Here is a 24212-nt window from a genome sequence, read left to right on the forward strand (position 1 = left end):
AAAGCTTTTGCTCAATATACCTAGAGCGAAGCCAAGGGGGGAACCATGACTTCTGGAATTTTAAAGAACAACTTTTTAATGAGCGTACTTGCTTTAACCTTTGTTGTTCTATTTTTTGGAGTAAATCAAGCACATGCCGCACCAATATGCGTGACAAAGTGGAGTGAATTGCCTCAATTAAAACCAATCAATGGGATCAGTGATTTTGATACAAAAGTTAGAAATGGAAGCATTCAATTTAAAATGCCAAGTGGAAAGACTTTTACCATTAGAGAAAGAAGCGGAAACATCTATGCCGAAACTCCAGAAGGTAATGCCGATATTCAGCTTTGCAAAGAAAAAGGAAATAACAAGCAACTCACAGCCATCGCCAATACCATTCTAGGTAAAAAAGTGATTGTGGTTCATAATACTGGCGGTAAGAAATTCCAAATTATTGATCAAGGTAAACCTAACGAACCAGTAACAGCGACAGTAATGTAGTTTAAAACTATAGAATCAAAAGGCTCATTGAAATGTTTCAAGTGAGCCTTAATTTTATAAAGACATTTGTAATAAAATAAATCGAGGAGCCAGAGAGTTATGAAAAACCAAATTTTAATCAAAGGAATTTTTCTAACTGTAGTTTTATTTTCTGTATCATCACAAGCTTTTGTGGATGATCGGTTTGCGGTGATGGCTCCTGGGTGGACGTTCCATTCTCCTAATATGAATAATGAACTTCTTAGTTCACCGTCTCCTTCTTTTAAAGGCACTTTTACTAAAAGAGGGGACAATCTGATCTCTTCTATGATTATTATAAAACAACCTCTTCCAAGAAGTATCAATAATACTATTGCCCTAAAGGATTGGATTAACGGCAGTTATTTTGAGGGCAAAGCTGAAATGGTGTTTTCGACTCAAGTTAAGGGTGCAGAAGACAAAGGTCAGATGTTTGTGTTTAAACAAGATCAAGATGGCGCTTTAAGAATCACCTTTGCCTACGCCTTTGTGAAAGGTTTTGAGGTGATTATCCTTGCCCAAGCTACAACTCCTGAGAGTTATAAAGAAGACATGAAATATTCTGTGCAAGCCATGAAAAGTGTTAAGTTCATTTTATAGAAGTTTCCATCTTAAAACGAAATAGGCAACATATACATATCTCAGTTTGTTTGGTCAGTTCATCTAAAAGTTGTCCACAGTAGGTTCTAGTAATGCTTGAATCATAGCGCCTAGTAGAATATGTGGAAGGCACTTCGTTTAAACATTAAAGCGGAATAGCAAAATGTCTCCGTCTTTAACCTCGTACTCTTTACCTTCTGAGCGGTACTTGCCCGCATCTCTGACCGCAGCTTCACTGCCGAGTTTGAAAAGCTCTTCGCAATGATAGGTTTCTGCGCGAATAAAACCCCGTTCAAAATCAGAGTGGATCACACCTGCCGCCTGTGGAGCGAGTGCACCAGCAGGAATCGTCCAGGCTCGCACCTCTTTTTTTCCAGCCGTAAAGTAGGTTCTTAAGTTAAGTAGAGAATAAGATTCGCGAATCAAACGGTTAAGTCCTGGCTCACTTAAACCTAAGTCTTCTAAAAAGACCTTTTGCTCTTCGGGATCGAGTTGAGAGACTTCGGCTTCAATGGCCCCAGAAATGATAAGTGCCTTTTGCCCTTCACCTTGAGCGTATTCAAAAACTTTTTTTGTAAACTCATTCCCGTCTTTGGCATCAGATTCAGCCACGTTGCACACATAGATGATGGGTTTGATAGAGATCAAGTGCAGTTCTTTGATGATCTTTTTTTGTTCGTCAGATTCAATTTGAAAGTCACGGGCATTTTTACCTGCGCTAAGAAGGTCATAGATGCCTTTTACAGTTTGGTATTCAAATTTGATTTTAGAATCTTTGCTACTTTGAGCTAGTTTTTCAATCTTCTTTACGCGCTTTTCGACACTGTCAAGATCGGCAAGGATAAGTTCTGTGTTGATCACTTCGATGTCGCGTAATGGATCGACGTTACCAGAGACGTGAACGATATTAGAATCTTCAAAACAGCGCACCACGTGTAAAATGGCGTCTGTTTCTCTGATATGAGACAGAAATTGGTTACCTAAACCTTCACCTTGAGAGGCGCCTTTAACGAGGCCCGCGATATCCACAAATTCAATAGTGGTGGGGATGGTCTTTTCAGGGACCACAAACTTTGTAATACGCTCCAAGCGATCGTCAGGAACGGTGACTACACCGACGTTAGGGTCAATAGTGCAAAAAGGATAGTTGGCGGATTCCGCACCTGCTTGTGTGATGGCATTGAATAAAGTGCTCTTTCCTACGTTAGGGAGTCCTACAATTCCAACCTGTAATGCCATAAATGTTCTCCTGTTCTAAATTAGTGTTTACTCTTCGATTAGACCCAATTTGCGATTAAAATTATTCGCCGCTTTAACGGGCCCGTTTTTAAGAAAATCAAGACTGGCCTTGCTGATGTCATCCAATAAGTGGGGGATATGGTCCATTTCTTCGGATGAAAAATTGTGCAGTACAAATTTATCAGCAGGCATTTTGAGATCTTTGCGTGAAATGCCAATTTTTAAACGTGTATAGTCGGCGCCGATTTTATTGTGAATGTCTTTGATTCCGTTATGTCCACCTGGACTTCTGTTAGTCATAAAACGTAAAGACCCAAAGGGCATATCCAGATCATCATGTAGAACCAAAATATTTTGTTTTTGGATTTTATAATAAGCCATGATGGACTGTACAGAGTCACCTGAAAGATTCATAAAAGTTTGAGGTTTACACAATAATATTTTATAACCGTCAAACTCAAGCTTTGCCACCTCAGCTTTGTGTTCAGATTTAAAACCCGAAGCTTGAGAGTGACTTTGTAGCCAGTCTATGGCCATAAAACCAATATTGTGACGAGTAAGAAGGTATTTATCCCCAGGATTGCCTAGGCCAATAAATAAATATAAATCTTGCGACATCGTATTTTGAACCTTACTCGTCAAAAAGAATACTGACAGAATCGTTGCCGTAAATTCTTTGAATAGCATCAGAAACCACAGAAGCTACAGAGATCACTTTGATCTTCTTACACTTTTGTGCATTTTCGTTTAAAGGAATGGTGTCAGTCACCCAAAGTTGTTCGATAGGACTGTCGTTAATACGATCAATGGCAGGGCCAGTCAGAAGTGGGTGAGTGGCTACAGCAAAGACTTTTTTAGCTCCATTGTCCACTAAACTTTTAATTCCTTCAGTGAGAGTTCCTGCGGTGTCCACCATATCATCAGCCACAATGGCAATCTTACCTTCAACAGACCCAATTAAGTTATAAGCTTTAGCTTCATTGGGGCCAGTACGGCGTTTATCAATGATAGCAATGGGGCACTCTAATTTTTTGGCAAAAATTCGAGCGCGCTCCACACCCCCTGCATCAGGACTCACGACCACAAAGTCGTCTCCTGCGCCCATCTCCTCACGCCATGCTTTAGCTAAAGTGGGAAAGGAAAAAAGATGATCAAAGGGAATATTAAAAAAACCTTGGATCTGAGCACTATGCAGGTCCACAGAAACCACTCTGTTTGCTCCAGCAGCAGAGATCAAGTCAGACACACACTTGGCTGAAATAGGAACGCGGGGTTTGACCTTACGATCTTGTCTTGCATAACCGAAGTAGGGAATGACGGCTGTGATGCTTTTTGCGGAAGCTCTCTTTAAGGCATCAAGTAAGATGAACAGCTCCATATAGTTTTCATTTACGGGAGGACAAGCGCTTTGAATCACAAAGACATCAGCACCTCTGATGCTTTCATGAATTTCGACTTGGATTTCTCCGTCAGAAAAACGATTGATTTTAGATTTACATAATTCCAAGCCTGAGTGCTTAGCTACTTTTGCCGCAAAATCAGGATTGGCGTTCCCCGCGATAATTTTTAATTTTCCCATACCCCATCTTGTACCCCATTTGGGCTTTAAATGTCTAGGAATGACCTGAAAAAGCTCAATTATGCTTGGAGCAGGCGCTCAAGTTCTGTTTTCAGGGCGGTGCAGGCTTTTTGACGGTGAGAGATTTGATTTTTGATTCCCATCCCTAGCTCGGCCATGGTTTTGTCAAAGCCTGTGGGAATAAAAATAGGATCATAACCAAAACCCTCTTTACCCTTAGCCGAATGCGCAATCTGTCCTTCAAGTTCGCCAAATACGCTGAATTCCACATCAGGACTTTTAATATAAATGTAAGAGACGTATTTGGCTTTACGATTCAGGGGGCTTCGGAGTTTGAGCATTTTAAGGAGCTTGTCGTTATTCAGTAGGTCAGAGGCTTTGGGGCCTGCGTAACGAGCAGAGTGAACACCAGGAAGACCACCTAGGCCCTCCACCATGATCCCAGAGTCTTCAGCAAGCACCCATTCCTCTTGTCTTAAGATTTTAAAAAGGGAGTAGGCTTTGATTTTAGCATTGGCCTCAAAGGTGTCCCCAGTCTCTTCGGGGGACTCATAGCCTGCGATGTCTTTGGCTAAACGCAGATCAAAACTCTGCTGTTCAAAAAGTCTTCTAAACTCTGTGAGTTTTCCAGGATTAAAGCTTGCGATCCAAAGGGTTTTAAGGGGTGTCATACTTTAAGGCTCCTTGCCAATGTGAGATCATGTTCGGTTTAATTTGGTGCGACTCAGTTCAAGTAAAATAAAAAACCCACACCTACGAAATCGGAATGGGGCCTTGTGTTGAGTGGCTAGAGGTACTTGGTCTGTCGTTCAAAGATGTGTTCGCCTGTTTTAAGAGCTAAACCCATCATAGCAATCAAGTCATCTTGAGAAAACGAGTTGTTCTCGGCTGTGCCCTGAATTTCAATAAATTCTTTTTTTGAGTTCATCACAAAATTCACATCGCTTTCACAGTGGGAGTCTTCTTCGTAGTCTAAGTCGACATAACATTGTCCATTAAGACGTCCGATGCTAACGGCAGCAATCTGTGTTTGCGTGGGATCTTGTTGTAAAAGCCCTTGTTTGAGCAGAAAGTTAAAGGCCTGTCTGAGGGCCACATATCCGCCTGTGATCGCCGCAGTTCGTGTGCCTCCGTCAGCCTGGAGGACATCACAATCCACCACAAAACTCTTCTCAGGAATTTTACTCAGATCAAAACCTGCACGTAAAGAACGACCAATCAATCTTGAGATCTCTTGGGTGCGCCCTCCTGTTAAGGCTTTGTCACGTCTTATACGTTGATGAGTGGAGCGAGGGAGCATGCAGTATTCAGCGGTGATCCAGCCTTCATTTTTTCCAGCCAGCCATTTGGGTACGCCCTCTTCAAGAGTGGCTGTGCATAAGACATGAGTGTCGCCAAATTTAACTAAGCAACTGCCTTCCGCAAATTTATTCACGCCCACTTCAAATTCTAAAGGGCGCATTTGGTCTAAGGGACGATCATTTTGTCTCATCAGTACTTCCTTTTGGTTTGGAAAGGTATTGGGATAAACCCTCAGCAAGTTGCTTGGCAAGCTCAAAACGCTGGGTTTCATCATTCAGACGATGAAAGTCCTTTTCGTTAGAGATGTATCCCAGCTCTACAAGCACACTGGTGAAGGGCAAGCTTCTGAGCAAATAAAAATTTCCTTCACGAATTTGGGAAGAGCCCTTCCAATTTTTTTTCAAGGACACTGCCAGCGCAAGACTCTCTCCGCGTGTCTTCATTCGAAGCATATCTAGAAGGATCACCTTTAGGTCTTTAGGGACCTCAACTTGATCCATATCGGGATAAAAGAAGCGAGTGTTGTAAGCTTTTAGCGCAAAATCAGCCATATTATTGCTTTGGCTGGTCACAGAAAGAAAAGATAAAAAATCTTGGTGTCCTATTAAAGCATCTGAGGGTTCAATATAAAATTCAGCCCCTGAAATCCTCTTATTGCGATGAGTGTTGGCATGGAGAGAAATAAAAATTTGCGGTCTTTTTTGCAGGGCGATCTGCACGCGCTCTTCTAATCCTAGTCCCTGATCGGATTCACGGATCAGCTCGGCCTTGATGTTTTGATTTAAGAGCTCTAGGTAAAGCTTTTGGGCCACATCAAATACAATAGGCTCTTCATAGGTGTTCCCAATAGTGATTCCCCCTCGATCAATGCCACCGTGCCCAGGATCAATCAGCACCTGCAATCTGGGCGTGGCTAGAGCGTCATCAGAGGATGTCTCTTGAGCCATGGCCTTAAGTCCATAAAAAGAAAATACGATAAGAATGGTAATGAGGACGTGCCCCAGTTTGTGTGACATAGATTCAAGCATAATATGAATGGAGTTGAAAACAAGGACATCTGGGCAAAAAAAAAGCGACCTGGGGGTAAGGAGGGGGCCAGGCCGCTAGGGGGATATAATCAGGACCATATATAGCAACCTATATGCCAGCCTCTAGTCCAATTAAAGCCACGACCTTGATGTTGCTATGGTTGCAAATCGGTTCTCACGCTGTATTATTTTCATTAGATATATAAGGAGTCTTAGGATGAAACTGACTACACTTTCTGCGCTAATTTTAGTTTTTTCGACAATGACCATCGGGGTGCAAGCCTTTGCTGAACGTTCTATTGAGTTAGCAAAAACTGAACTTGCAGACGCTAAGAATGCAGCTAAAGTTTTAAGCACTCAAGAAAAGATCATGCAACAGCAGGCTGAAAGAGCAGCGAAACGAGCCGCAGACGAAATCAAAAAAGTGGATGACGAAAAGGCTAAGATTGATGCCTCTAATGCAGAGTTAAAGCAAAAGATCGAAGAGTATAACAAAACCAAAGAAGAGCAAGAGTCTACTTATGAAAAGCAAAAGACAGAACTTGCTAAACTCAAAGAAGAAAGCGGTAGACTGAATAAAGAAATTCAAGAGCTTAAAGTCAATCTAAGTAAATTGGTGTCTGGCCGTATTGACCTGACAGGACAATTGCAACAAGAGCAACAGAGCATTAACAAGTTAAATGCTGAACTGAGTAGCTTTAAAGCCAAAGAAGCAGAAGAGAAAGCTAACTTTGATCGTTTCCAAGCTGAACTTGCTCGTGCAAAAGAGCAGAATGAAGCGCTTAAGACTCGTTTGGATGATGCCATTCAAATGGGACAAGCTGCGATCGTTGAATACGATCAACAAAAGATTCAACTTAAGGCCGAGTCTGATCGGTTAAATAAAGAGATTGAAGCTTTACGTAATAAAGAAAAAGAAATGCAGAAGAAGCGTGATAGCGCCAGAAAGAGCTTTGAAACTGAAAACGAAAAGCATCAAATTATAAAAGAAAGACACGCCCAACTTTCTGCTCGCCATAATCAAGCAAATAGTCAATAATGGCCCAAATTGACTTTTGAGCCGAAATCTAAAGTTCGGCTCAGCAACAAAGGTGATTCTTGTGCCGCAAAATAACGAAAATAAATTTTGGATAACTGAAGCAAGATTAGGAATTTGGAGTATGGCAGCCTTGGCTGCCATAGCTATTTCATTTGCTCTTTCTTACACCAAGGCCATCATGGTGCCCTTTGTCTTCTCTTTGTTTCTTTATTTTATGCTTTTGCCCTTTCTAAGATTTTTAAAAAATGAGGTGAGGCTTCCCAGGTGGCTGGCCTTAGTGATCACTTTTACTTTAGTGTTTGTAATTGTCCTTGTGTTGACTCTGATTGCAGTGGCCTTTGTGCGGGGTTTTTTAGATGGGTATCAAGACTATTACAATCGTTTGGTCATTGCACTAGAAAAAGGCCGTCGTTATCTGGTGGAACAAGGTTTTACGATGGCACAGGAATTCGATGCTCCCAGTTATTTAAGTCGTTTGCCTTTGCTCAACATTATTAGAAATGCAGGTTTTGGAGCTTTAAACTTTATCAGTTCACTTTCTTTAGTTTTTATCTTTTTACTGTTTTTATTTATTGGCACTGCTGCTGCTGAAACGCCTACAGATTCTGAGTCCTCAAATGTTGATGTGGATGATGTGTCTGGCAATGAATTTTTGATGGAAGTGGATTACAAAATTCGTCAATATCTATTGGTTAAATTAACGACGTCTTTGATCACTGCGATTGTGATTGGGACGTTTTTCATGTTTATGGGCTTGGACTTTGCTCTGACTTTTGCCACGGCGGTCTTTGTTCTAAATTTTATTCCCACCATTGGCTCTATCGTTGCCACGATACTGCCTGTGCCCATTGCTCTCATTCAGTATGACAGTTCCTTGATGGTTTGGCTTATTGTTATCATTCCAGGTCTGACTCAATTTATTATAGGAAGTGTGATTGAACCCAAAATCATGGGAGACAGTTTAAAGATTCATCCTGTGGTGATTCTTCTGTCTTTGATGTTTTGGGCTTTGATATGGGGCATTCCTGGTGCTTTTATGGCCGTGCCTTTAACTGCGGCCATTAAAATTATTTTGGAAAAGATCGAAGGTGGGCACTATATTTCTCAGTTGATGTCAGGAGATATCACTAGAAAGAAGTAAGATTAAGACGCTTTGTTTTGAGGAGGAGAATAGCCCTTCTTCAAAACGTAAAGCAGATTCTCTTTTGTATTACGTCATAAAGACAGTTCTTCTGTATTACGTCAGAAGAACAGTTCTTCGAGAAAACAGGCTGATAAGCACATGCCGCGTTTAATATAAAAGTCCTGCAATACAAGCCGTCATAAAAGCAGCGAGTGAGCCACCTATAATGGCCTTAATTCCCATTTGTGCCAGATCTTTTTTGCGGTTGGGAGCAAGTCCACCAATGCCCCCAATTTGAATGGCAATAGAACTAAAGTTAGAAAAGCCACATAAAGCGTAAGACAAAATGATTCGTGAACGAGGAGAAAAAGATTCTCCCATTTGTGCCAGATCAAAGTAGGCAAAGAATTCATTGAAGACGACCTTTTTTCCTAAAAGTCCCGAGGCTAAAAAACACTCTTCCCATGGAATCCCAAGAAAAAAAGATGCGGGTATAAAGAGCCAGCTTAAAATCACAGTAAGATTCAGCTGAGGCACTTCGCTTTCTGCAAGTCCAGGAGTTAAAAATTGTCCCCAACTGGCAAAGCCGATCCATTCTCCTATTTGGATTAAGATCGCATCACACATATAAATCAAAGCCACAAAGGCTAAGAGCATGGCGCCAACATTGGCTGCTAATTTGAGCCCATCAGCCGCACCCGATGCGGCAGCATCAATCACATTTTCATAACTAAGAAGTGTTTGTGTAGGAGTATCACCCATAGTTTCTGGCGTTCCTGTTTCTGGAAACATCATTTTTGCAAACAAAATAGCCGCAGGAGCGGAGAGAACACTAGCCACCACCAAGTGTCCTGCAATGTCTGGAATGCTTGCGGATAAAAAACCCACATACACAGCCATCACACCACCAGCAACTGTGGCCATCCCGCCCACCATCACGGTGAACACTTCAGATTTAGTCATACGTGGCAGATAGGGTTTAATGGTCAGAGGTGCTTCTGTTTGACCGACAAACACATTGGCCACTGTAGAGAGGGCCTCTGCGCCACTAATATTGAGGGTCTTTTTAAGAACCTTAGAAAACCCCGCAATGATAAGGGGAAGAATTTTAAAGTGGTAAAGCACTGAACTTAGCGATGAAAAAAAGATGATCGTAGGTAAGACTTGTAGTGCCATAACAAATCCTGTTTTTTCTACATCGACCAAGGGGCCAAATAAAAATTCGGTCCCTTTTTGAGTAAAGTTTAAAACATTAAGAAAAAAACTATTAGCCCAGGAAAAGATAAAAAAGAAGGGAGCAGGGAGATTAAAAAAGGGCACACCTAAAAGCAAAATAGCAAGGGCAAGCTGAATCAAGGTAGCATTGATGACCAGTTTATAATCAATTTTACGTCGAGAATTTGAAAGCCCGTAGGCTACGGCCAAAAATACAGCAATTCCAAGTAGACTTTGTGCTTTTTCCATATTTCTCCTAATTCATCAGCAAAACACATATCATAGTAAGGTTTAGCTCTATGCCAAGTGGATTTTAAATATGGGTCTGTGCATATTACCCCTAGGGAAGCGTCCTTGGTATTCTACGGATTTCATGTAGATAAAAAGATCGCAGTTTAAGAAGGGCTATGACAATTTTGGTCTGGCTCATTTGCTTTATAATGGATTTCAATTTTTTCTATTTAACCAAAAACTAACAGGAAATTGGGGTCATATATGTTAGCTTTTAAGGTCAAAGCGTGGAGTAAAAAGACTTAAAGGCCTTTTCAAGAGGCCAATAAAAGTGATGTAGTGTCAAAATTGTTGAAGGAGACAGATCGTTGTCGCGTCAATTTTATGGCTCAGTTTTAGTGGTGCTTATGATTTTTGGAGCCATCATTTATCAAGCTTTACTTGGTTCTGACACCTTTATCAATGGTGCTGGGGCCTCCTTTCCTTATCCGTTATATTCAAAATGGATTAAAGTTTATCATTCTGAACACCCCTTAGTAAAAATCAACTATCAGTCTATTGGTAGCGGAGGAGGAATTCGTCAGGTGATCCAGGGTACTGTGGACTTTGGTGCCACAGATGCTCCTATGAACGAGCACGAACTGGCTAAAGCTAATTTTAAAGTGTGGCACATTCCCACCGTGATGGGTTCTGTGGTGCTCACTTATAATTTACCTGAACTTCAGGAAAGACTTCAGATCACACCTGAAATTTTAGTGGCGATTTATCTTGGGGAGATCAAAAGTTGGGATCATCCACGACTTGTAGCTTTAAATCCTGAGCTTAAAGACAATTCAACTTATATTTTACCTATTCGTCGTTCAGATGGCAGTGGCACAACGGCCATCTTTACCGATTATTTGTCAAAAGTGTCTCCGCTTTGGAAGATGGAAGTCGGAAGTGGCAAGTCCTTAAAGTGGCCTACGGGTCTTGGGGGCAAGGGTAATGAAGGTGTAACGGGACTTGTAAAGCAAAATCATGGGGCCATAGGTTATGTAGAGTTGACCTATGCTGAAGCGAGTGGACTGTCTGTGGCTGCTTTGCAAAACTCTTCGGGTAATTTCGTCTTTCCGACTTTAAACTCTGTATCTAAAGCCGCTGAAGGGATTGAGATCCCCGAAGACTACCGCGTGTCTCTATCAAACTCTTCTCATCCCGAAGCCTATCCTATTGCCGCGTTCACCTACATGCTATTCCCCGAAAACATTTCCAAGTCTAAAGGTAAAGAACTTAAAAAGTTTATGGATTGGGCGATGACAGAAGGACAAGATGTGGCTGCGGAGCTAAAGTATGCTCCTCTTCCTAAAACATTAACAACACGACTGCGCAAAGAGGTTGAGGAGATCACAATTAACTAATGGCATTGCTAAAACCCAAAGATCATCACCCAGGTGATCGACTTTTTTATTACGTCCTCACGCTTGTAGCCTTAATGACCGTAGGGCTTTTGGGTCTTATGATGGGTGCCATTTTTGACATGTCCTTTGAGGCGATCAAAACCTTTGGTTTAAAGTTTTTTATTACCAATGACTGGGATCCCAGACGACAGATTTTTGGGGCTTTACCTTTTATTTTTGGAACCTTAGTGTCTTCGTTTCTGGCTCTTTTGTTAGCTGTACCTATCAGTTTAGGTATGGCTTTGTATGTGAATGAGATTGCTCCAAAGGGTGTGGCCAGGGCTTTGGCTTTTTTAGTGGAGATGCTTGCGGCCATTCCTAGTATTGTGTATGGGCTCTGGGGGCTTTTTGTCTTAGCCCCTTTTCTAAAAAATTATCTGCAACCCGCTTTGCAATACACTTTGGGTTGGCTGCCTTTCTTTCAGGGCGAACCTATTGGTGTGGGCATGTTGGCCTCGGGAATCATTTTAGCGTTTATGATCACTCCTACTATTTCTACAATCTGCAGAGAAGTCTTTGCGTCTGTTCCAGATATCATTCGTGAAGCGGCTTACGGTTTGGGGGCCACTCGTTGGGAGATGCTTAAGCTTTCAGTGCTGAGAGCCTCTTTGCCTGGAATTTTAGCGGCTGTGATCTTGGGATTAGGTCGCGCTCTGGGAGAGACCATGGCTGTGACCATGGTGATTGGAAACGTTGCACAGATCAAGTGGAGTTTATTTGAGCCCGCACAAACCATGGCCTCTTTAATCGCCAATGAATATGCAGAAGCAGAAACCGACCTGATCATGTCTTCTTTGACTGCTGTGGGACTGACTTTATTTGTGGTGTCTTTGATTGTGAATTCACTAGCAAGACTCATCGTTTGGAAAAATAAAGAGAAGTACAAGCTATGAAACCATTTAATATCAAAACCCAGCTTAGCTTTTCTATGATGGATAGAAAAAGAAAACTCAAAAGCAAGATCATGGTGTTCTTCTTGATGCTGGCCGCAGTGCTTGCTGCAATTCCGTTTGTGTTCATCACATCTTATGTATTTTATAAGGGTTTAAGTTCCATCAATCTTGATTTTTTCACCCAACTTCCCGCAGCCCCTGGTCAGCTTGGAGGAGGCATAGGGAATGCGCTCTTAGGAAGTTTGATTATGGTCTTTATGGCCTCTGTATTTGCTGTCCCTTGGGGGATTTTAGGTGGGGCGTATTTAAGCGAATATTCTTCGACTAAACTGGCCAAGTATTTAAGTTTCAGTGTGGATCTGTTGACCAGTGTCCCTTCTATTGTGGTGGGAATTTTTGTGTATGTGATTTTAGTGACCACAATGGGTAAGTTTTCAGGTCTTGCTGGGGCTATGTCGTTATTTATCATTATGATTCCGATTGTGATCAGAACCACCGAAGAGATTTTAAAACTTGTGCCCTTTCATATTCGTGAAGCGGGATTAGGTTTGGGGCTTCCTCGTTGGAAGGTGATTCTGCTGATTGTGATTCCAGGGGTAAAAAGCTCTTTGATTTCAGGGGTGATGCTCGCCATTGCCAGAGCCGCAGGTGAAACGGCCCCGCTTTTATTCACAAGTTTAGCCAACCAATACTGGTCTTCAAATATTTTAGAGCCTATGGCTTCTGTTCCCGTGCAGGTTTATAACTTTGCTATCAGCGGATTTGAAGATTTGGAAAGACAAGCCTGGGCAGGCTCTTTGGTTTTAGTGTTTTTTGTGGTGACCATTAACTTAATAACGCGCTTTTTGCTTAACCTTAATAAGTTAGGTCGAAAGAAATAAAAAGTGGATCAGGTGAAGTATGTCATTGATTGAAGTCAAAAATTTAAATGCAGGATTCGGTCCTAAACATATCTTAAAAGATGTGAGTTGCGCTTTTGGACAAAATGAAGTGGTTGCCTTGATTGGACCTTCGGGTTGCGGAAAGTCCACCTTTATTCGTACCCTTAATCGTTTGCACGAAGAGATCGACAACGCGTGGATGGAAGGGGATGTGTTCTTTGAGGGCTTTAACATTTATGACACCAAAGTTGACCCAGTTTTGATTCGTCGAAGAGTCGGGATGGTGTTTCAAAAGCCGAACCCTTTCCCAGGGCTGAGCATTTATGAAAACGTGGCCATTGGGCTTAAACTTGCGGGTTATCGCAATAAAAGCTCCATTGATGAGCTGGTAGAATCAGCCCTTAAACAGGCCGCCTTGTGGGAAGAGGTGAAAGATCATCTTAAAAACCCAGGAACCAGCTTATCTGGAGGACAACAGCAAAGACTTTGCATTGCTAGGGCTCTTGCCGTCAAACCTCCTGTGCTTTTAATGGATGAACCCACAAGTGCCCTAGACCCCATTTCCACAGGAAAGATTGAGGAGCTGATTGAAGCTTTACATAATTCTGTTACAGTAATTATTGTGACTCATAATATGCAGCAAGCAGCTCGTATATCTGACAAAACAGCGTATTTTTTAATGGGGAATCTGGTGGAGTTTGGACAAACATCGGAAATATTTACGAACCCCAAAGATGAAAGAACGGAGTCTTACATCACAGGACGATTTGGATAGGTGGCATCACAGATTGGAATTGTGAGAACAAAGAAGCTAGCTGCATAAAATTATTGAGTGCGTATAGGACGTAAAGGGAGATAAAAGGCAAATATGTCAAAGGCGACCATTGAGACTACGATTGAAAATTTAAAAAAACATGTTTCTGAAGTAGGGACCTTAGTAGAAAAGGCAGTGTCCCATGCTTGTAAAGCTGCTGTTGAAAAAAGTGAATATGAAATCCTTCAAGTTTTAAAGTTCGAAGAGATGATCAACGAACATCACCGAAGCTTAGATGATCATTGTATGCAGGCTTTAGCTAAGCTTTCTCCTTTTGGACAAGACTTAAGAACTATTATTTCTGTAATTAAAATCAACGCGGATATGGAACGCATGGGCGATCAGTCCCGTAATATCGTCCGCATTTTAAAAGATCATTTCGAAAAGATGGACACCCCCAACTCCAAAGCCTTCGTGCAGATGATGGCTGACGTGAATTGGATGGTCAAAGAGAGCATAGAAAGCTTCTCTAAAGGCAACGCCCAAAAGGCCATCGAAATCTTAAAAAGAGAAGAAAAAGTAGATGAAGGTAAAAAACTTTTAACCAAAGAACTCTTAGAACTGATGCAACAGCAACCTAATAGCGTAAAACCAGCACTAGATTTCATTTTGATTGTCAGAAGCCTAGAACGAATCGCTGACCACTGCACCAACATTGCAGAGGAAACCATCTTCGTCCTCACTGGCCAAGACATCCGCCACCGCCAAGAAATCCTACAAACAAAAAAAACCTAGGACTAAGCTTTTTAGAGTGTGAGGTTTTCTAGGCTGGGGCCTGTGATGGTGAGGACTGAGGATAGGGGTTTGTGGGGTGAGCCGTGCGGCCAGTGGCTGGTGTAGGGTTGGCCTTTGCGGCTCATTTCTCCTGGGTGCTGGACGCTTAAGAATAGGGTTTTATAGTCGGGGGAGAAACAGGGGCCAGTGAATTCGGCGTCGTTGGGTGCTGAAGCTATCTGAATTGTCTTTCCTGCTTGAGGACCTAATCTTGGAATGACATATAAGCCGTTGTTTCCAAAAGCTTCGTATGGGGCTTTGCCCATAGCAGAGCCCGAAATGTCACATGTGAGCCATAGGTTTCCGTTTTGATCAAAGGCCATATTGTCGGGAGAGGAGAAACCTGATTCTTCGCCGCCAGCTCTAAAAACTTCAGATTTAAAAGTCAAAGAGGTGTGGTCGTTGTGGGCTTCAGAAATTTTTAAAATTGAACCGTGGTAGTCACCTTTGGGTTTATTGTTGGTCAGTGCGATAAAAATATCTTTGCTGATGGGATCTTGCTCGATGTCTTCGGGGCGAGCTAGTGGAGTGCCCCCTAACAGAAATGCAGCTCGACGACATTGTACAAGAACATCGGTTTGATCTTTGAAGTTTTTTTTCAGGAGGGGCTGCTTATCAATGTCTAAACTGATCCACTTTTGTTGTTCCAGATTTGCGACAAATAGTTCTCCTGTATCCAGGCTATCAGGTCGGTCAGGAATAAATTTGTAAAGGCAGTGATCGTCTCGGTCGTCACCAGAGTACACTACCAGTTTGTTGTTTTTAGTCTGAACCACTTTTGCACACTCGTGGGCGTAGCGGCCAAGACCTAAAAGTTTTTTGCTATTTCCCGTTTCAGGATCAAATTCGACCACCCAACCATAATGGCGTGGATCAAGGGCAGAGATTTTGCTCCAGTTGTAAGGGTATTTGTCGGGGACGATTTTGCCTTGTCCATCTTTTGTTGGGAACCATTCGCCGTAATAACTTTCGTAGTTCTCTTCGCAAGTTAAAATGGTGTTCCAAGGAGTCAGTCCTCCCGAGCAATTTCCAAAGCTTCCTATGCCATAGGTTTCGCCTGCGATGGGGGCTGTGAATGGAATTTGACTTGATCCGCTTAAGCGTTTGTTGTCAGAGTGAGGACCTACAAACTTCCATTTGCCTTGGGCATTTTTTTGAAGGGTTAATAGACTCCCACCGACAGTTTCGCGTTCTTTTAAATACTGAGCGCGTGAAGGGATGTCAGAGCGGTTTCTTCCAGAAACTAACACAGAGGAGAAGTACTCGTTGTTGACCCATAAAAAAGCGGTGTCTGAATTTTTGCGGCTGACAAATTGTGTGAAGTCATTATTGGCTCCAAAAAACAAACCACGCCCTAAAGGCGCACCTTCAGAGATTAGAATTTCAGACTCAAAGCCTTCAGCTAAAATGACCTTGTCTTGTCTTTGAGGGGAAAGGGGGCGCAAAGCTTTAAAGCTCTTGTGCTTAACGTGTGAAAGTAAACTGGTGCATGCAGGACCTGTCAGCGAGAGGGCACTGGCTCCACCTAAAAACTGAAGAAAGCTTCGGCGGGAGGTGGGTCTCATCATGTCTTCATTCCTTTTCAGAATACAAATTCTGTGTAGGCACATCTGATTGGTGAGTGTAATACAACCAAGGCCTCTATAAGTCCTTTTCAGGATACGAATCCTGTATAGGGTTTATACATCTGTCTAGCAAGTGAAAGTTATGTTTGGATTCAGTTAGAGCGAAAAAAAAGTCTCAAGTTGGTACACAAAGTGGTCGAAAATAAGACATCTGGCCGTAAGTCGAAACCAATAAAAACAAGGGGAAAACGCATGAAGAGCTTTAAAGCTTTTTTGGTAGGAGTTTTAATTTCATTGATGAGCATTTCGCAGGCCCAGGCCTGTATTGCTGACTTTTTGGCAAAGGTGGATTTCCATCCCAAGGATGGAAGTGAGCTGGTGATCCATATTGAAGATGGAATATCAGGAAAAAAAAGAGCCATTTATCGTTATAAGTCTGACTTTGATGGTTCCTTAAAACTGACCGCCATTGCTTTAGCAGGTAAGAACTTGGATGAGAGTCAGTTGCAAGCTTTAAAAGTAGAACTCAGAGATGGGTTGATCAAATTCATTAACTATTGGGATGATCCACAAAGAAGTAAAAGGACCAGCAAGGCCGTCAAGCAGGCTGTATTTGAAGCCAGAAAGATGTTGGCTTCATTAAAAGAAAATAAACTTTCAGAAGATGATTTAGAAAGACTGACTGCAAATGTGATTAGCAAAGTGAACGAAGAAAAATCTGACAGTTTAAGAACAAATAGTTTTCTTGTTTACAATGAGCATGGAAAACTTGAAAAAGAGGGCGAGATGACAGGGATATCTAAATCTTTAGAAACTCAGTTGCCCAAAGGATTTTATTCCTCAGCCATGGATCGCACTATTAGCCGAAGTTTTGGCGAAGACACAGCAAGCTGTGGTGGTAAGTCCTATGTTGCTGAAGTACTCAGCAAGCCTCGTGATAGAAAAGAAGGGTTTCTTCAACAGGTTGAGGCCCCTCCTGCGGCACGCCAATCAGATGCTCAATTAGGAGATATCAGTGCCACAGCTACCGAATAGCTAGCCGTACAAGCTTTATATTTAAGGTCTTAAAAAAAGAGGGGAGTCCCTCTTTTTTTGTTTATCATGGATTTGCGTCGCATCAATCAAGTTATTGATAGCTGCTACAGTCATGTTTGAGTACCCTAGTCTGGAAATTACAAGCACACAAAATAATAGATGAGATTAAAAAACAAACTTATTTAGGGCAAAAAAAATGGGCTCCGAAGAGCCCATAAAAGCCAAAAATAGGCTTGTTGTTCAAGAAGGGGGAGGACTTGAAGCAACGCTCTTATTAAAGCAAGGCGCAGACCAGTCCCAAACCCCTTTATTTTTTATTTCAGAATAAACTTAAGCAAAATTTCGACCCTTGGCCCTACTCTTGTGACCCTTTTGGGTCCTTGCGGGATGGGCTTAAAAATCGAACTTTTGTTTCCAATTTAGGGGTGCAAAGCGTAGGCGAAAGATATTGAGGTCATAGTCGGTGTCTAAGAGGTCGCGAAGACGGCTTAAGACGTACTCTTCGATATGATTTTGAGTGATGAAACTGTGGCTGTCGTTCAGATTAAAAAAGCGGTAGCACACTTCAGCGATGAACTCGTAGGGAGTTTCGTTTTCGTGATCTAAATCAAACAGGTGATCTTCGATGATGCTATCAATTTGTTGTTTTGAGACAATTTCCATACCTGCTTATCGGGGAAGAATTTAAAATTTTGACCTGCCTAAAGAATAGGTTTTAGAATGCTAAGGCTATGAATACGTTAGAAATAGACCAAAGCCTTGAGGAAATTGAAGCCTATTTGGGCGCAGAGGTGCAAAGCATAGGCTTTACGCGTGGGACTCTCGTCGTGGGTCTCTTTCACGGTCTCACATCGCAGGTGGCCCACCTGATCCTTTGGGCTAAGCCTCCTAAGTCCGCCCTTGTGCTCACTGAAGAGCCCCTTAAAAAGATCAAATCCGAGACCAAACCGCTTTACCTGTTTGCCAAGGCTCATCTTTTAGGGGCAAAGCTTGTCGCGGTCAAAAGAGATCAAGAGCTGGGCCGCGTGGTGCATTTAGATTTTGTGGGAGGACATGATCAGGGGCTGTCTACGGATATTCGCTTAGAGCAGAATCTAGTCCCTGTGGCATGGAATATCAGTTTAACTGTGGGGAGCAAAAGTGTTTTTCTGAATAAACCTAAAGAGCTAGTGGTTCAACCCTCTCAAGGTGATGTAAACGCTCAGATGTCTTCACAGTTAGAGAGAATCAAAAACGAAACTCTGAGTGCACTGTGGGGTGTAAAAACAGAGAAGGTCAAAGACCTTAAGGTTCCGCCTCTGTCACAAGAGGTAGCTAAAAAACAAAAGCTCTTACAAAAACTCAAAGCAGATGAACGGGATAAACGCAATTTACACTATGATCAGTTTGCCGAGCTTGTAGTGGGAGATCCCAAGCAAGCCGCTCTTGAATTTCCACACTTTTACGATGGTTCACAAAACGTCTATGTGCAACAGAAAGACGCTTATGAAAAGCACAAAAAAAATCAACAAAAGATAGAAAGATTATTAGAGCGTCAACACGAGGTTCAATCGGAGCTTCAAACTCTTCAAGATCTTTCACCTGCAGAGTGGACTAAACTGTATCAACAAAAACAAAGTCAACGTTTACAAACGTCAAAAACAAGTAAGCAGAAAAGTTCCAATATTGAGGCTCGCAAGTTGGAAGTGTCCGCCGACAGTGTGGTGTATTTAGGTAAATCCGCACAAGACAACTTACGTCTGTTACGTCAAGCCAAAGCTTGGCATTATTGGGTTCATATTAAAGATCGCTCTTCTGCGTACGCACTTTTGCAATGCCCCAAGGATAAAAAAATCACCTATGACGAAATAGTGAGAATCGTGCGGTGGTGGCATGAGGCTTCGGCAAGTTTCGCAAAGTCGTTCCAAGAAGGGGATAAAGTAAGCATTTTAGTGACACAGTGCCGTTATGTGCGACCGATTAAAGGGGATAAGTTAGGGCGAGTGACCTACTCTCACGAACAGGTGTTTACAATCTCTCTGTAGTCCGTTAATTTTTTGTATTGGGTTTGATTCCTAGAGAATAAACACGAGCCTTTTAAGACTGAGGTGCAGCTATGATTAAGGTTTCTGAAGTCAGCAAAAGTTATGGCCAAAGAAAAGCCATTGATAATATGAGTTTTGAAGTTCAAGAGGGTGAGGTCGTAGGATTCTTAGGTCCTAACGGTGCAGGCAAGACCACTACCATGAAGATGCTCACGGGCTTTATGGCTCCTACTCAAGGACAGATTTTAATTGATGGCGTGGATGTCTTTGAAGACCCTCTTCGTGCCAAAAAAGTGATGGGATATTTACCAGAAACACCTCCTCTTTATGTGGACATGTCGGTTAAAAAATATCTGGCGTATGTCAGTGACCTTAAGGGTGTAAAAAAAGAGGATAAGACTAAAAATATTGAATACGTCATTGAAAAGCTTAAGCTTGAAGATGTTAAAAATCGTATGATCAAAAATCTGTCCAAAGGCTATCGCCAAAGAGTTGGCATTGCACAGGCCTTAGTTTCAAAACCAAAAATTCTGATTCTAGACGAACCCACTGTGGGGCTTGACCCCACCCAAGTGGCGGAGTTCAGAAATTTGATCAACGAACTGCGCGGAGAGCACACCATCATTTTATCCACACACATCTTGTCAGAAGTGCAAGCCACATGTGAGCGTGTCATCATCATCAATAAAGGGAAGATCGTTGCAGAGAACAGCATCGACGGTCTGGCCCACATGATGACAGGGGCAAAAAACTTAGTTCTTCGAGTAAGGAAAAACACTCCAGAGTTCATCAAACACCTTCAGGCTTTAAGTTACGTGCGGGCCGTAGAGGCCGAGGGGCCACGTTTAAAAGTTCAGTGTGATGAAACTGAAACTGCCTTAGAAAAACTAGCCATAGAAACCATTGAGTTTAAGGCAGGACTTCTAGAAATCCGCGAAGAAGAAGTGCAACTAGAAAAGATATTTATTGAACTCACGCATAAACAGGAGGCTCAAGCATAATGGGTATCTGGGTGATTTATAAAAAAGAAGTGAAGACATTTTTTACCAGTCCGTGGTTTTGTTTTGTATTTTTTCTGGTGACGTTTTTACTTTCTATTCTGTATTTGATGAGTTTAGAAAATTTTGCGCAAATGTCATTGATGCCTGGGCAAGGGCAACCGCCTTTAAACATTCACACATTTGTATTCATGCCACATTTGAATTGGTTGTATCTGACGTTTTTGGTTCTGATTCCTTTATTGACCATGAGAACTTTGTCTGAAGAGAAAAAAGAACGCACTATGGACCTTCTTCTCACATCACCTTTGACGTCTTTGGACATTGTACTTGGAAAGTTTTTTGCGTGCTGGACGGCGGTGCTTTCTATTGTGGGCGTGACCTTTTTATTTCCACTGGCCACATCTCTTGTGGCAGACTTTGATTGGGGGCCTTTATGGGGTTCTTATTTAGGCATGGTGCTGTTAACGGCTTTTAACGTGTCTTTGTGTTTGATCGCTTCAGCATTGACAGAGTCGGCACTCTTAAGTGGATTTTTAGGATTTTTATTTATTCTTTCAACTATGGTCGTAGGATCAGGTGTGGGGAAGTTTTCTAATCCGATTCTCTCTGCAATTTTTGAACAGATGGCTTTGGTGTTACATTTAGAAGATTTTTTTCAAGGAACATTGGACATCAGCGCTTTTGTGTATTTGATCAGTGCCGTGGTGTTCTTTTGTTTTATCACACAAAGAGTCGTTGAATCGGCAAGGTGGAGGTAAGTCAAATGGTAAAGAAGTGGGCGTTTTTATATTTATTTGTAGCCGCTTTTTGTTTGGCCTTAGCGGGAATTCCTTTTTTATTAGGTGTATGGTTTCCATTTTTATATTTAGTGGTGGTGTTAGGGTTAGCCTCTTTTGGGGCTTGGGTGTATTACAATCGCTCACAGTTAGTGGAATTTCTCGGTGCGCGCTCGACTAAGAACGGAATGAGCAATGGGGCGATCATCTTCTTAGGGTTTTTAGTTTTGATTGGCATTAACTTTTTGTCAGTCCGTTATAATAAATCTTGGGACATCACCAAGGATCAAGTAAACAGCTTATCCGCAGAGTCCTTTAAAGTGTTAGATGAGCTAGATGAACCCGTAAGCATTATTGGATATTACCAAGGCAAACAGCACGCCGCTCAAAGAATGGTGCTTAAAAGAATTTTTAAACTTTATGAAAATGCAGGTGTAAGCAAAGTCAAAACAGAACTGCTAGATGCTCACATGGCCCCTTCAGCCAGTGCTGACTTAACGGCCGAAGATTTTAATAAGATCGTGGTTGTGGTTAAGCAAGGGGACAAAACAGAAAGAGTGGCTGAGCCCATTTCAGAAGAGTCCATCACGACGGCCATGATTCGTCTTAAAACCCAAATCCATAGCCAAGTGTATTTTACAATGGGTCATGGAGAGCGTTCGCCAGGTGACGAGTCAGGTTTTGGCGTTTCACATCTTAAACAACTTTTAGAATCCAGAGGCTTTAAGGTTTCTGACTTGTCTTTGTTTAATGCTCCAGACGGAAAGGTTCCTGCGGATGCTTCTGTTTTAGTGATCATGGGACCCAAAAAAGATTTTTTATCTAAAGAGATGGAAATCCTACAAGAGTATGTGCAAAGAGGGGGTAAATTATTTGTAGCCCTTGATCCTGAGGCCGAGGTGAACTTAAGCGCCCTCTTTAAACCTTGGGGACTGGAGTACAATAAACATTTTGTAGCCTCTTTTCAGTCTGTGATGCCTTTGATCGTGATTGGGTCTGAGTTTGATGGGGGTTCTCCTATCACAGATAAATTTTCTAATGCTCAAGTGCTCTTTCCTTTGTCGGGCTCATGGACAGGGGATTTAGAACATGAAACTTTTCAGTACGAACCTTTAGTGAAAACCAATGAATACAGTTTTTCTGTCCAAGCCCCTCAAGAGATTCAACGAGTGATGGAAGAGGCTCAAGCCACAGGTCAAATTCAAGGCCAAGTTTTTGATTTGGGAGTCATGGTCACTAGACGTCCTGAAAAACCAAATCCACTTGATCCCCATGGAGTAGAAGCCAAAGACAACGAATCTTTTCTTAAAGACGAGAAAGAGGGTGATCCTGAGAGTTTCATCTCTGTTCTTTTTGCTGACAGCGATTTTGTCTCTAATGAATATATTTTTAATGGTTTTAATAAAGATCTTGCTTTAAATGCTCTGACTTATTTGTCAGGACAAAAAGACCTGATCACAATTCGTTCCAATGAAGCCCAACCTACAACTATTAAACTCAGTCCTACAGGTTTTAATGTGGCGTCTTTATTTGGCTTATCAGTTCCTTTTGTGTTTTTGGTTTTAACATTTGTTTTTTGGATCAGAAGGAGAGCCATGTAAATGAAGTCTAAAAAAAATCTAATTCTAGGTTTTTTACTTTTAGCTTTCTTTGCCTTTGTGGGATACGAAATGTATGCCACAGTAAAAGATGAGTCCATCAGTGCCACGGCAGACCAAATCACTCGGATCAAGTCAGAAGATGTGGTGAAGGTTCATATCCAGTATGGACAGATGGACTTTCAAGTCGTTAAAACCGCAGAAGAGTGGCAAGTCTTGGCCCCAGCAGAAGACATGGCTGACACCGAAAGTCTGGTGTACTGGTTAGATGAAGTTTTAGGACAAGAGGGGCGAGAGCTTCAGTCTGGCGCAGACATCAATTGGGAGCAGTATGGCTTAAATGATCCTATCGGGACGGTGACCGTCTTTGCAAAGAAAAATAAGAGCTATCAAGTGACTGTGGGAGCTAAGGACACTTTTGATCGTCAAACATATCTCAAAGTTGTGGAAGACGGAAACACGAAGACGCCTAAATTGTATGTGAGTGCTTCGCGTTGGCGCGCACTGATACTTAAAAACCATGAAGAGTTTCAAGATTTAAGTTTAATGTCTTGGAACGCTCAAAGATGGAAGAACTTAGAACAGATTTCATGGACCAGATCCAAAGACTCCTTTGCTCTGGTTAAAGAAGATAAAGTGTGGACCTTAAAACCCAGCGCATCTTATCCTTCGGACAGTGCAAAAATCTTTTCCTTTTTGGATGATCTAAGAAAGTTTAAAAGTGCGGGCTTTGTGGACGAAACAGAAGCCAAATCAGTGGTCAGCCAAACTCCAACCCTAAATATAAAGGCCAAATTCACAGGATCAAATCAAGAAAGTGAGGAGCAGAGTCTTAGTTTTTATAAGGTGGCCAAGTCCAATCCCCAAGATCAGTTTGATTATTTTGTCTACAATAGTTTACGTAATAAATGGTTTGGTTTGAACAAGTCTTTTTTACAAGTGGTGAGTCCTGATACAGTGGACTTTTTGGATTTCCAGTTTGGCGTGGACATTAAGGCCGCCCACAAATTGGTGATTTCTGGTCTTGGCATTTATGAAAAGAAAAACAACATGTGGCAAGAGTCTAAAGAGATGGTCTCTAAAGCTCAAAATGGTTTAAGTTTTGATGGGGCTAAAGTTTATAAATTTTTATCTGACCTCTCAGATTTTAAGGCCGAGCGATTTGAACCTTCCATCGAGCCTGCCAAAAAAAATGTTTTAAAAGAGATAGAACTCAGTGGCGAAGGGTGGCGTAAGCATTTCGTGATTTACAATCAAGTGGGTTCATCTATAGCCAGAGACAATTTAGAGGACTGCTACCTTGTGGTTGAAACAGGTAAGGACCTTCCCTTTTGGGTGCAAAAGAAATCTATTGAAAACCTTTTGTTGCTTGAGTTTTACAAATAGGTGACAATATTTTTAAGCTGATAGCTGATAGCTGATAGCTGATAGCTGATAGCTGATAGCTGATAGCTGATAGCTGATAGCTGATAGCTGATAGCTGATAGCTGATAGCTGATAGCTGATAGCGATACTATGGGCGCAATAGCTTTAGGATGGGCCGATTTCACGGGGGAAA

General features: G+C 41.9%; 24 protein-coding genes. 15 read left to right on the forward strand and 9 right to left on the reverse strand.

What is annotated here, in order from left to right:
- Positions 1–45 precede the first annotated feature (45 nt).
- Both M9899_03945 and M9899_03950 read left to right on the forward strand, forming a co-directional pair.
- Positions 46–483: a hypothetical protein gene (locus tag M9899_03945; GenBank protein MCO5113309.1), complete on the forward strand. Its 438-nt coding sequence runs from the start codon at positions 46–48 to the stop codon at positions 481–483.
- A gap of 99 nt (positions 484–582) precedes the next feature.
- A complete protein-coding gene (locus M9899_03950) occupies positions 583–1101 on the forward strand; it encodes a hypothetical protein (GenBank protein ID MCO5113310.1) in 519 nt (172 codons plus the stop codon).
- A 138-nt stretch (positions 1102–1239) separates the two neighbouring features.
- Here the strand turns inward: M9899_03950 and ychF are convergent, their stop codons facing one another.
- The 6 genes from ychF to M9899_03980 form a co-directional block, all read right to left on the reverse strand.
- Positions 1240–2340, reverse strand: a complete 1101-nt coding sequence (gene ychF, locus M9899_03955) for a redox-regulated ATPase YchF (GenBank protein ID MCO5113311.1) — start codon at positions 2338–2340, stop codon at positions 1240–1242.
- Positions 2341–2367: 27 nt separating this feature from the next.
- Positions 2368–2958: an aminoacyl-tRNA hydrolase gene (gene pth / locus M9899_03960; GenBank protein ID MCO5113312.1), complete on the reverse strand. Its 591-nt coding sequence runs from the start codon at positions 2956–2958 to the stop codon at positions 2368–2370.
- 13 nt (positions 2959–2971) lie between these two features.
- Positions 2972–3919 (reverse strand): ribose-phosphate pyrophosphokinase, encoded by a 948-nt coding sequence (locus M9899_03965; GenBank protein MCO5113313.1) that lies wholly within the window; start codon positions 3917–3919, stop codon positions 2972–2974.
- 59 nt (positions 3920–3978) lie between these two features.
- On the reverse strand, positions 3979–4590 hold the full coding sequence (rdgB, locus tag M9899_03970) for an RdgB/HAM1 family non-canonical purine NTP pyrophosphatase (protein MCO5113314.1): 612 nt from the start codon (positions 4588–4590) through the stop codon (positions 3979–3981).
- 116 nt (positions 4591–4706) lie between these two features.
- On the reverse strand, positions 4707–5411 hold the full coding sequence (rph, locus tag M9899_03975) for a ribonuclease PH (protein MCO5113315.1): 705 nt from the start codon (positions 5409–5411) through the stop codon (positions 4707–4709).
- Positions 5398–6237 carry an N-acetylmuramoyl-L-alanine amidase gene (locus M9899_03980; protein MCO5113316.1) on the reverse strand — a complete coding sequence of 280 codons (840 nt, stop codon included), beginning with the start codon at positions 6235–6237 and terminating at the stop codon, positions 5398–5400. Before M9899_03980 ends, rph begins: the two co-directional genes overlap by 14 nt.
- A 229-nt stretch (positions 6238–6466) precedes the next feature.
- On the opposite strand from M9899_03980, the gene M9899_03985 reads away from it, so the two are divergent.
- Both M9899_03985 and M9899_03990 read left to right on the forward strand, forming a co-directional pair.
- Positions 6467–7288: a hypothetical protein gene (locus M9899_03985; GenBank protein ID MCO5113317.1), complete on the forward strand. Its 822-nt coding sequence runs from the start codon at positions 6467–6469 to the stop codon at positions 7286–7288.
- Positions 7289–7409: 121 nt separating this feature from the next.
- Positions 7410–8429: an AI-2E family transporter gene (locus tag M9899_03990; protein ID MCO5113318.1), complete on the forward strand. Its 1020-nt coding sequence runs from the start codon at positions 7410–7412 to the stop codon at positions 8427–8429.
- Between the two features lie 150 nt (positions 8430–8579).
- On the opposite strand, the gene M9899_03995 is transcribed toward M9899_03990, so the two are convergent.
- On the reverse strand, positions 8580–9875 hold the full coding sequence (locus M9899_03995; protein MCO5113319.1) for a hypothetical protein: 1296 nt from the start codon (positions 9873–9875) through the stop codon (positions 8580–8582).
- 350 nt (positions 9876–10225) lie between these two features.
- Here M9899_03995 and pstS point away from each other — a divergent pair, with 350 nt between their 5' ends.
- From pstS to phoU, 5 genes are all read left to right on the forward strand, one after another.
- A complete protein-coding gene (gene pstS, locus M9899_04000) occupies positions 10226–11254 on the forward strand; it encodes a phosphate ABC transporter substrate-binding protein PstS (GenBank protein MCO5113320.1) in 1029 nt (342 codons plus the stop codon).
- Complete coding sequence (gene pstC / locus M9899_04005) at positions 11254–12186, forward strand: phosphate ABC transporter permease subunit PstC (GenBank protein ID MCO5113321.1); 933 nt, start codon at positions 11254–11256, stop codon at positions 12184–12186. Before pstS ends, pstC begins: the two co-directional genes overlap by 1 nt.
- Entirely contained in the window at positions 12183–13067 is an 885-nt protein-coding gene (gene pstA, locus M9899_04010; protein MCO5113322.1) for a phosphate ABC transporter permease PstA, read from the forward strand. The genes pstC and pstA overlap by 4 nt, the downstream gene beginning before the upstream one ends.
- A gap of 19 nt (positions 13068–13086) precedes the next feature.
- Entirely contained in the window at positions 13087–13842 is a 756-nt protein-coding gene (gene pstB / locus M9899_04015; protein MCO5113323.1) for a phosphate ABC transporter ATP-binding protein PstB, read from the forward strand.
- A 93-nt stretch (positions 13843–13935) separates the two neighbouring features.
- Positions 13936–14616 (forward strand): phosphate signaling complex protein PhoU, encoded by a 681-nt coding sequence (phoU, locus tag M9899_04020; GenBank protein ID MCO5113324.1) that lies wholly within the window; start codon positions 13936–13938, stop codon positions 14614–14616.
- 11 nt (positions 14617–14627) lie between these two features.
- Here phoU and M9899_04025 read toward each other — a convergent pair whose 3' ends face one another.
- On the reverse strand, positions 14628–16223 hold the full coding sequence (locus M9899_04025) for a DUF839 domain-containing protein (protein ID MCO5113325.1): 1596 nt from the start codon (positions 16221–16223) through the stop codon (positions 14628–14630).
- 249 nt (positions 16224–16472) lie between these two features.
- Between M9899_04025 and M9899_04030 the strand changes: the two genes are divergently transcribed.
- A complete protein-coding gene (locus tag M9899_04030) occupies positions 16473–17255 on the forward strand; it encodes a hypothetical protein (GenBank protein MCO5113326.1) in 783 nt (260 codons plus the stop codon).
- A gap of 393 nt (positions 17256–17648) precedes the next feature.
- On the opposite strand, the gene M9899_04035 is transcribed toward M9899_04030, so the two are convergent.
- Positions 17649–17918 carry a hypothetical protein gene (locus M9899_04035; GenBank protein MCO5113327.1) on the reverse strand — a complete coding sequence of 90 codons (270 nt, stop codon included), beginning with the start codon at positions 17916–17918 and terminating at the stop codon, positions 17649–17651.
- 68 nt (positions 17919–17986) lie between these two features.
- Between M9899_04035 and M9899_04040 the strand changes: the two genes are divergently transcribed.
- The 5 genes from M9899_04040 to M9899_04060 all read left to right on the forward strand — a co-directional run bounded on the left by M9899_04040 (position 17987) and on the right by M9899_04060 (position 24040).
- On the forward strand, positions 17987–19279 hold the full coding sequence (locus tag M9899_04040; protein ID MCO5113328.1) for a hypothetical protein: 1293 nt from the start codon (positions 17987–17989) through the stop codon (positions 19277–19279).
- 71 nt (positions 19280–19350) lie between these two features.
- The gene (locus tag M9899_04045; GenBank protein MCO5113329.1) at positions 19351–20280 is read left to right on the forward strand and encodes an ABC transporter ATP-binding protein; all 930 of its coding nucleotides are present in this window, start codon (positions 19351–19353) and stop codon (positions 20278–20280) included.
- On the forward strand, positions 20280–21038 hold the full coding sequence (locus M9899_04050) for an ABC transporter permease subunit (protein ID MCO5113330.1): 759 nt from the start codon (positions 20280–20282) through the stop codon (positions 21036–21038). The genes M9899_04045 and M9899_04050 overlap by 1 nt, the downstream gene beginning before the upstream one ends.
- A gap of 5 nt (positions 21039–21043) precedes the next feature.
- Positions 21044–22657 carry a GldG family protein gene (locus M9899_04055; protein MCO5113331.1) on the forward strand — a complete coding sequence of 538 codons (1614 nt, stop codon included), beginning with the start codon at positions 21044–21046 and terminating at the stop codon, positions 22655–22657.
- Complete coding sequence (locus M9899_04060; protein ID MCO5113332.1) at positions 22658–24040, forward strand: DUF4340 domain-containing protein; 1383 nt, start codon at positions 22658–22660, stop codon at positions 24038–24040.
- Positions 24041–24212: the final 172 nt, after the last annotated feature.

Source organism: Pseudobdellovibrionaceae bacterium (assembly GCA_023954155.1).
Lineage (GTDB): Bacteria > Bdellovibrionota > Bdellovibrionia > Bdellovibrionales > UBA1609 > JAMLIO01.

Excerpts from the sequence above, each read along its gene's own strand:
- rdgB (MCO5113314.1), bottom strand. The coding sequence starts at position 4,590 with ATGACACCCCTTAAAACCCTTTGGATCGCAAGCTTTAATCCTGGAAAA.
- M9899_04045 (MCO5113329.1), top strand. The coding sequence starts at position 19,351 with ATGATTAAGGTTTCTGAAGTCAGCAAAAGTTATGGCCAAAGAAAAGCC.
- M9899_04055 (MCO5113331.1), top strand. The coding sequence starts at position 21,044 with ATGGTAAAGAAGTGGGCGTTTTTATATTTATTTGTAGCCGCTTTTTGT.
- pstA (MCO5113322.1), top strand. The coding sequence starts at position 12,183 with ATGAAACCATTTAATATCAAAACCCAGCTTAGCTTTTCTATGATGGAT.
- rph (MCO5113315.1), bottom strand. The coding sequence starts at position 5,411 with ATGAGACAAAATGATCGTCCCTTAGACCAAATGCGCCCTTTAGAATTT.
- M9899_03980 (MCO5113316.1), bottom strand. The coding sequence starts at position 6,237 with ATGTCACACAAACTGGGGCACGTCCTCATTACCATTCTTATCGTATTT.
- ychF (MCO5113311.1), bottom strand. The coding sequence starts at position 2,340 with ATGGCATTACAGGTTGGAATTGTAGGACTCCCTAACGTAGGAAAGAGC.
- M9899_04060 (MCO5113332.1), top strand. The coding sequence starts at position 22,658 with ATGAAGTCTAAAAAAAATCTAATTCTAGGTTTTTTACTTTTAGCTTTC.
- M9899_04035 (MCO5113327.1), bottom strand. The coding sequence starts at position 17,918 with ATGGAAATTGTCTCAAAACAACAAATTGATAGCATCATCGAAGATCAC.
- M9899_03965 (MCO5113313.1), bottom strand. The coding sequence starts at position 3,919 with ATGGGAAAATTAAAAATTATCGCGGGGAACGCCAATCCTGATTTTGCG.
- phoU (MCO5113324.1), top strand. The coding sequence starts at position 13,936 with ATGTCAAAGGCGACCATTGAGACTACGATTGAAAATTTAAAAAAACAT.
- M9899_03985 (MCO5113317.1), top strand. The coding sequence starts at position 6,467 with ATGAAACTGACTACACTTTCTGCGCTAATTTTAGTTTTTTCGACAATG.
- pth (MCO5113312.1), bottom strand. The coding sequence starts at position 2,958 with ATGTCGCAAGATTTATATTTATTTATTGGCCTAGGCAATCCTGGGGAT.
- M9899_04025 (MCO5113325.1), bottom strand. The coding sequence starts at position 16,223 with ATGATGAGACCCACCTCCCGCCGAAGCTTTCTTCAGTTTTTAGGTGGA.
- M9899_03950 (MCO5113310.1), top strand. The coding sequence starts at position 583 with ATGAAAAACCAAATTTTAATCAAAGGAATTTTTCTAACTGTAGTTTTA.
- M9899_04040 (MCO5113328.1), top strand. The coding sequence starts at position 17,987 with ATGAATACGTTAGAAATAGACCAAAGCCTTGAGGAAATTGAAGCCTAT.
- M9899_03945 (MCO5113309.1), top strand. The coding sequence starts at position 46 with ATGACTTCTGGAATTTTAAAGAACAACTTTTTAATGAGCGTACTTGCT.
- M9899_03995 (MCO5113319.1), bottom strand. The coding sequence starts at position 9,875 with ATGGAAAAAGCACAAAGTCTACTTGGAATTGCTGTATTTTTGGCCGTA.
- pstC (MCO5113321.1), top strand. The coding sequence starts at position 11,254 with ATGGCATTGCTAAAACCCAAAGATCATCACCCAGGTGATCGACTTTTT.
- M9899_04050 (MCO5113330.1), top strand. The coding sequence starts at position 20,280 with ATGGGTATCTGGGTGATTTATAAAAAAGAAGTGAAGACATTTTTTACC.
- pstB (MCO5113323.1), top strand. The coding sequence starts at position 13,087 with ATGTCATTGATTGAAGTCAAAAATTTAAATGCAGGATTCGGTCCTAAA.
- M9899_04030 (MCO5113326.1), top strand. The coding sequence starts at position 16,473 with ATGAAGAGCTTTAAAGCTTTTTTGGTAGGAGTTTTAATTTCATTGATG.
- M9899_03990 (MCO5113318.1), top strand. The coding sequence starts at position 7,410 with ATGGCAGCCTTGGCTGCCATAGCTATTTCATTTGCTCTTTCTTACACC.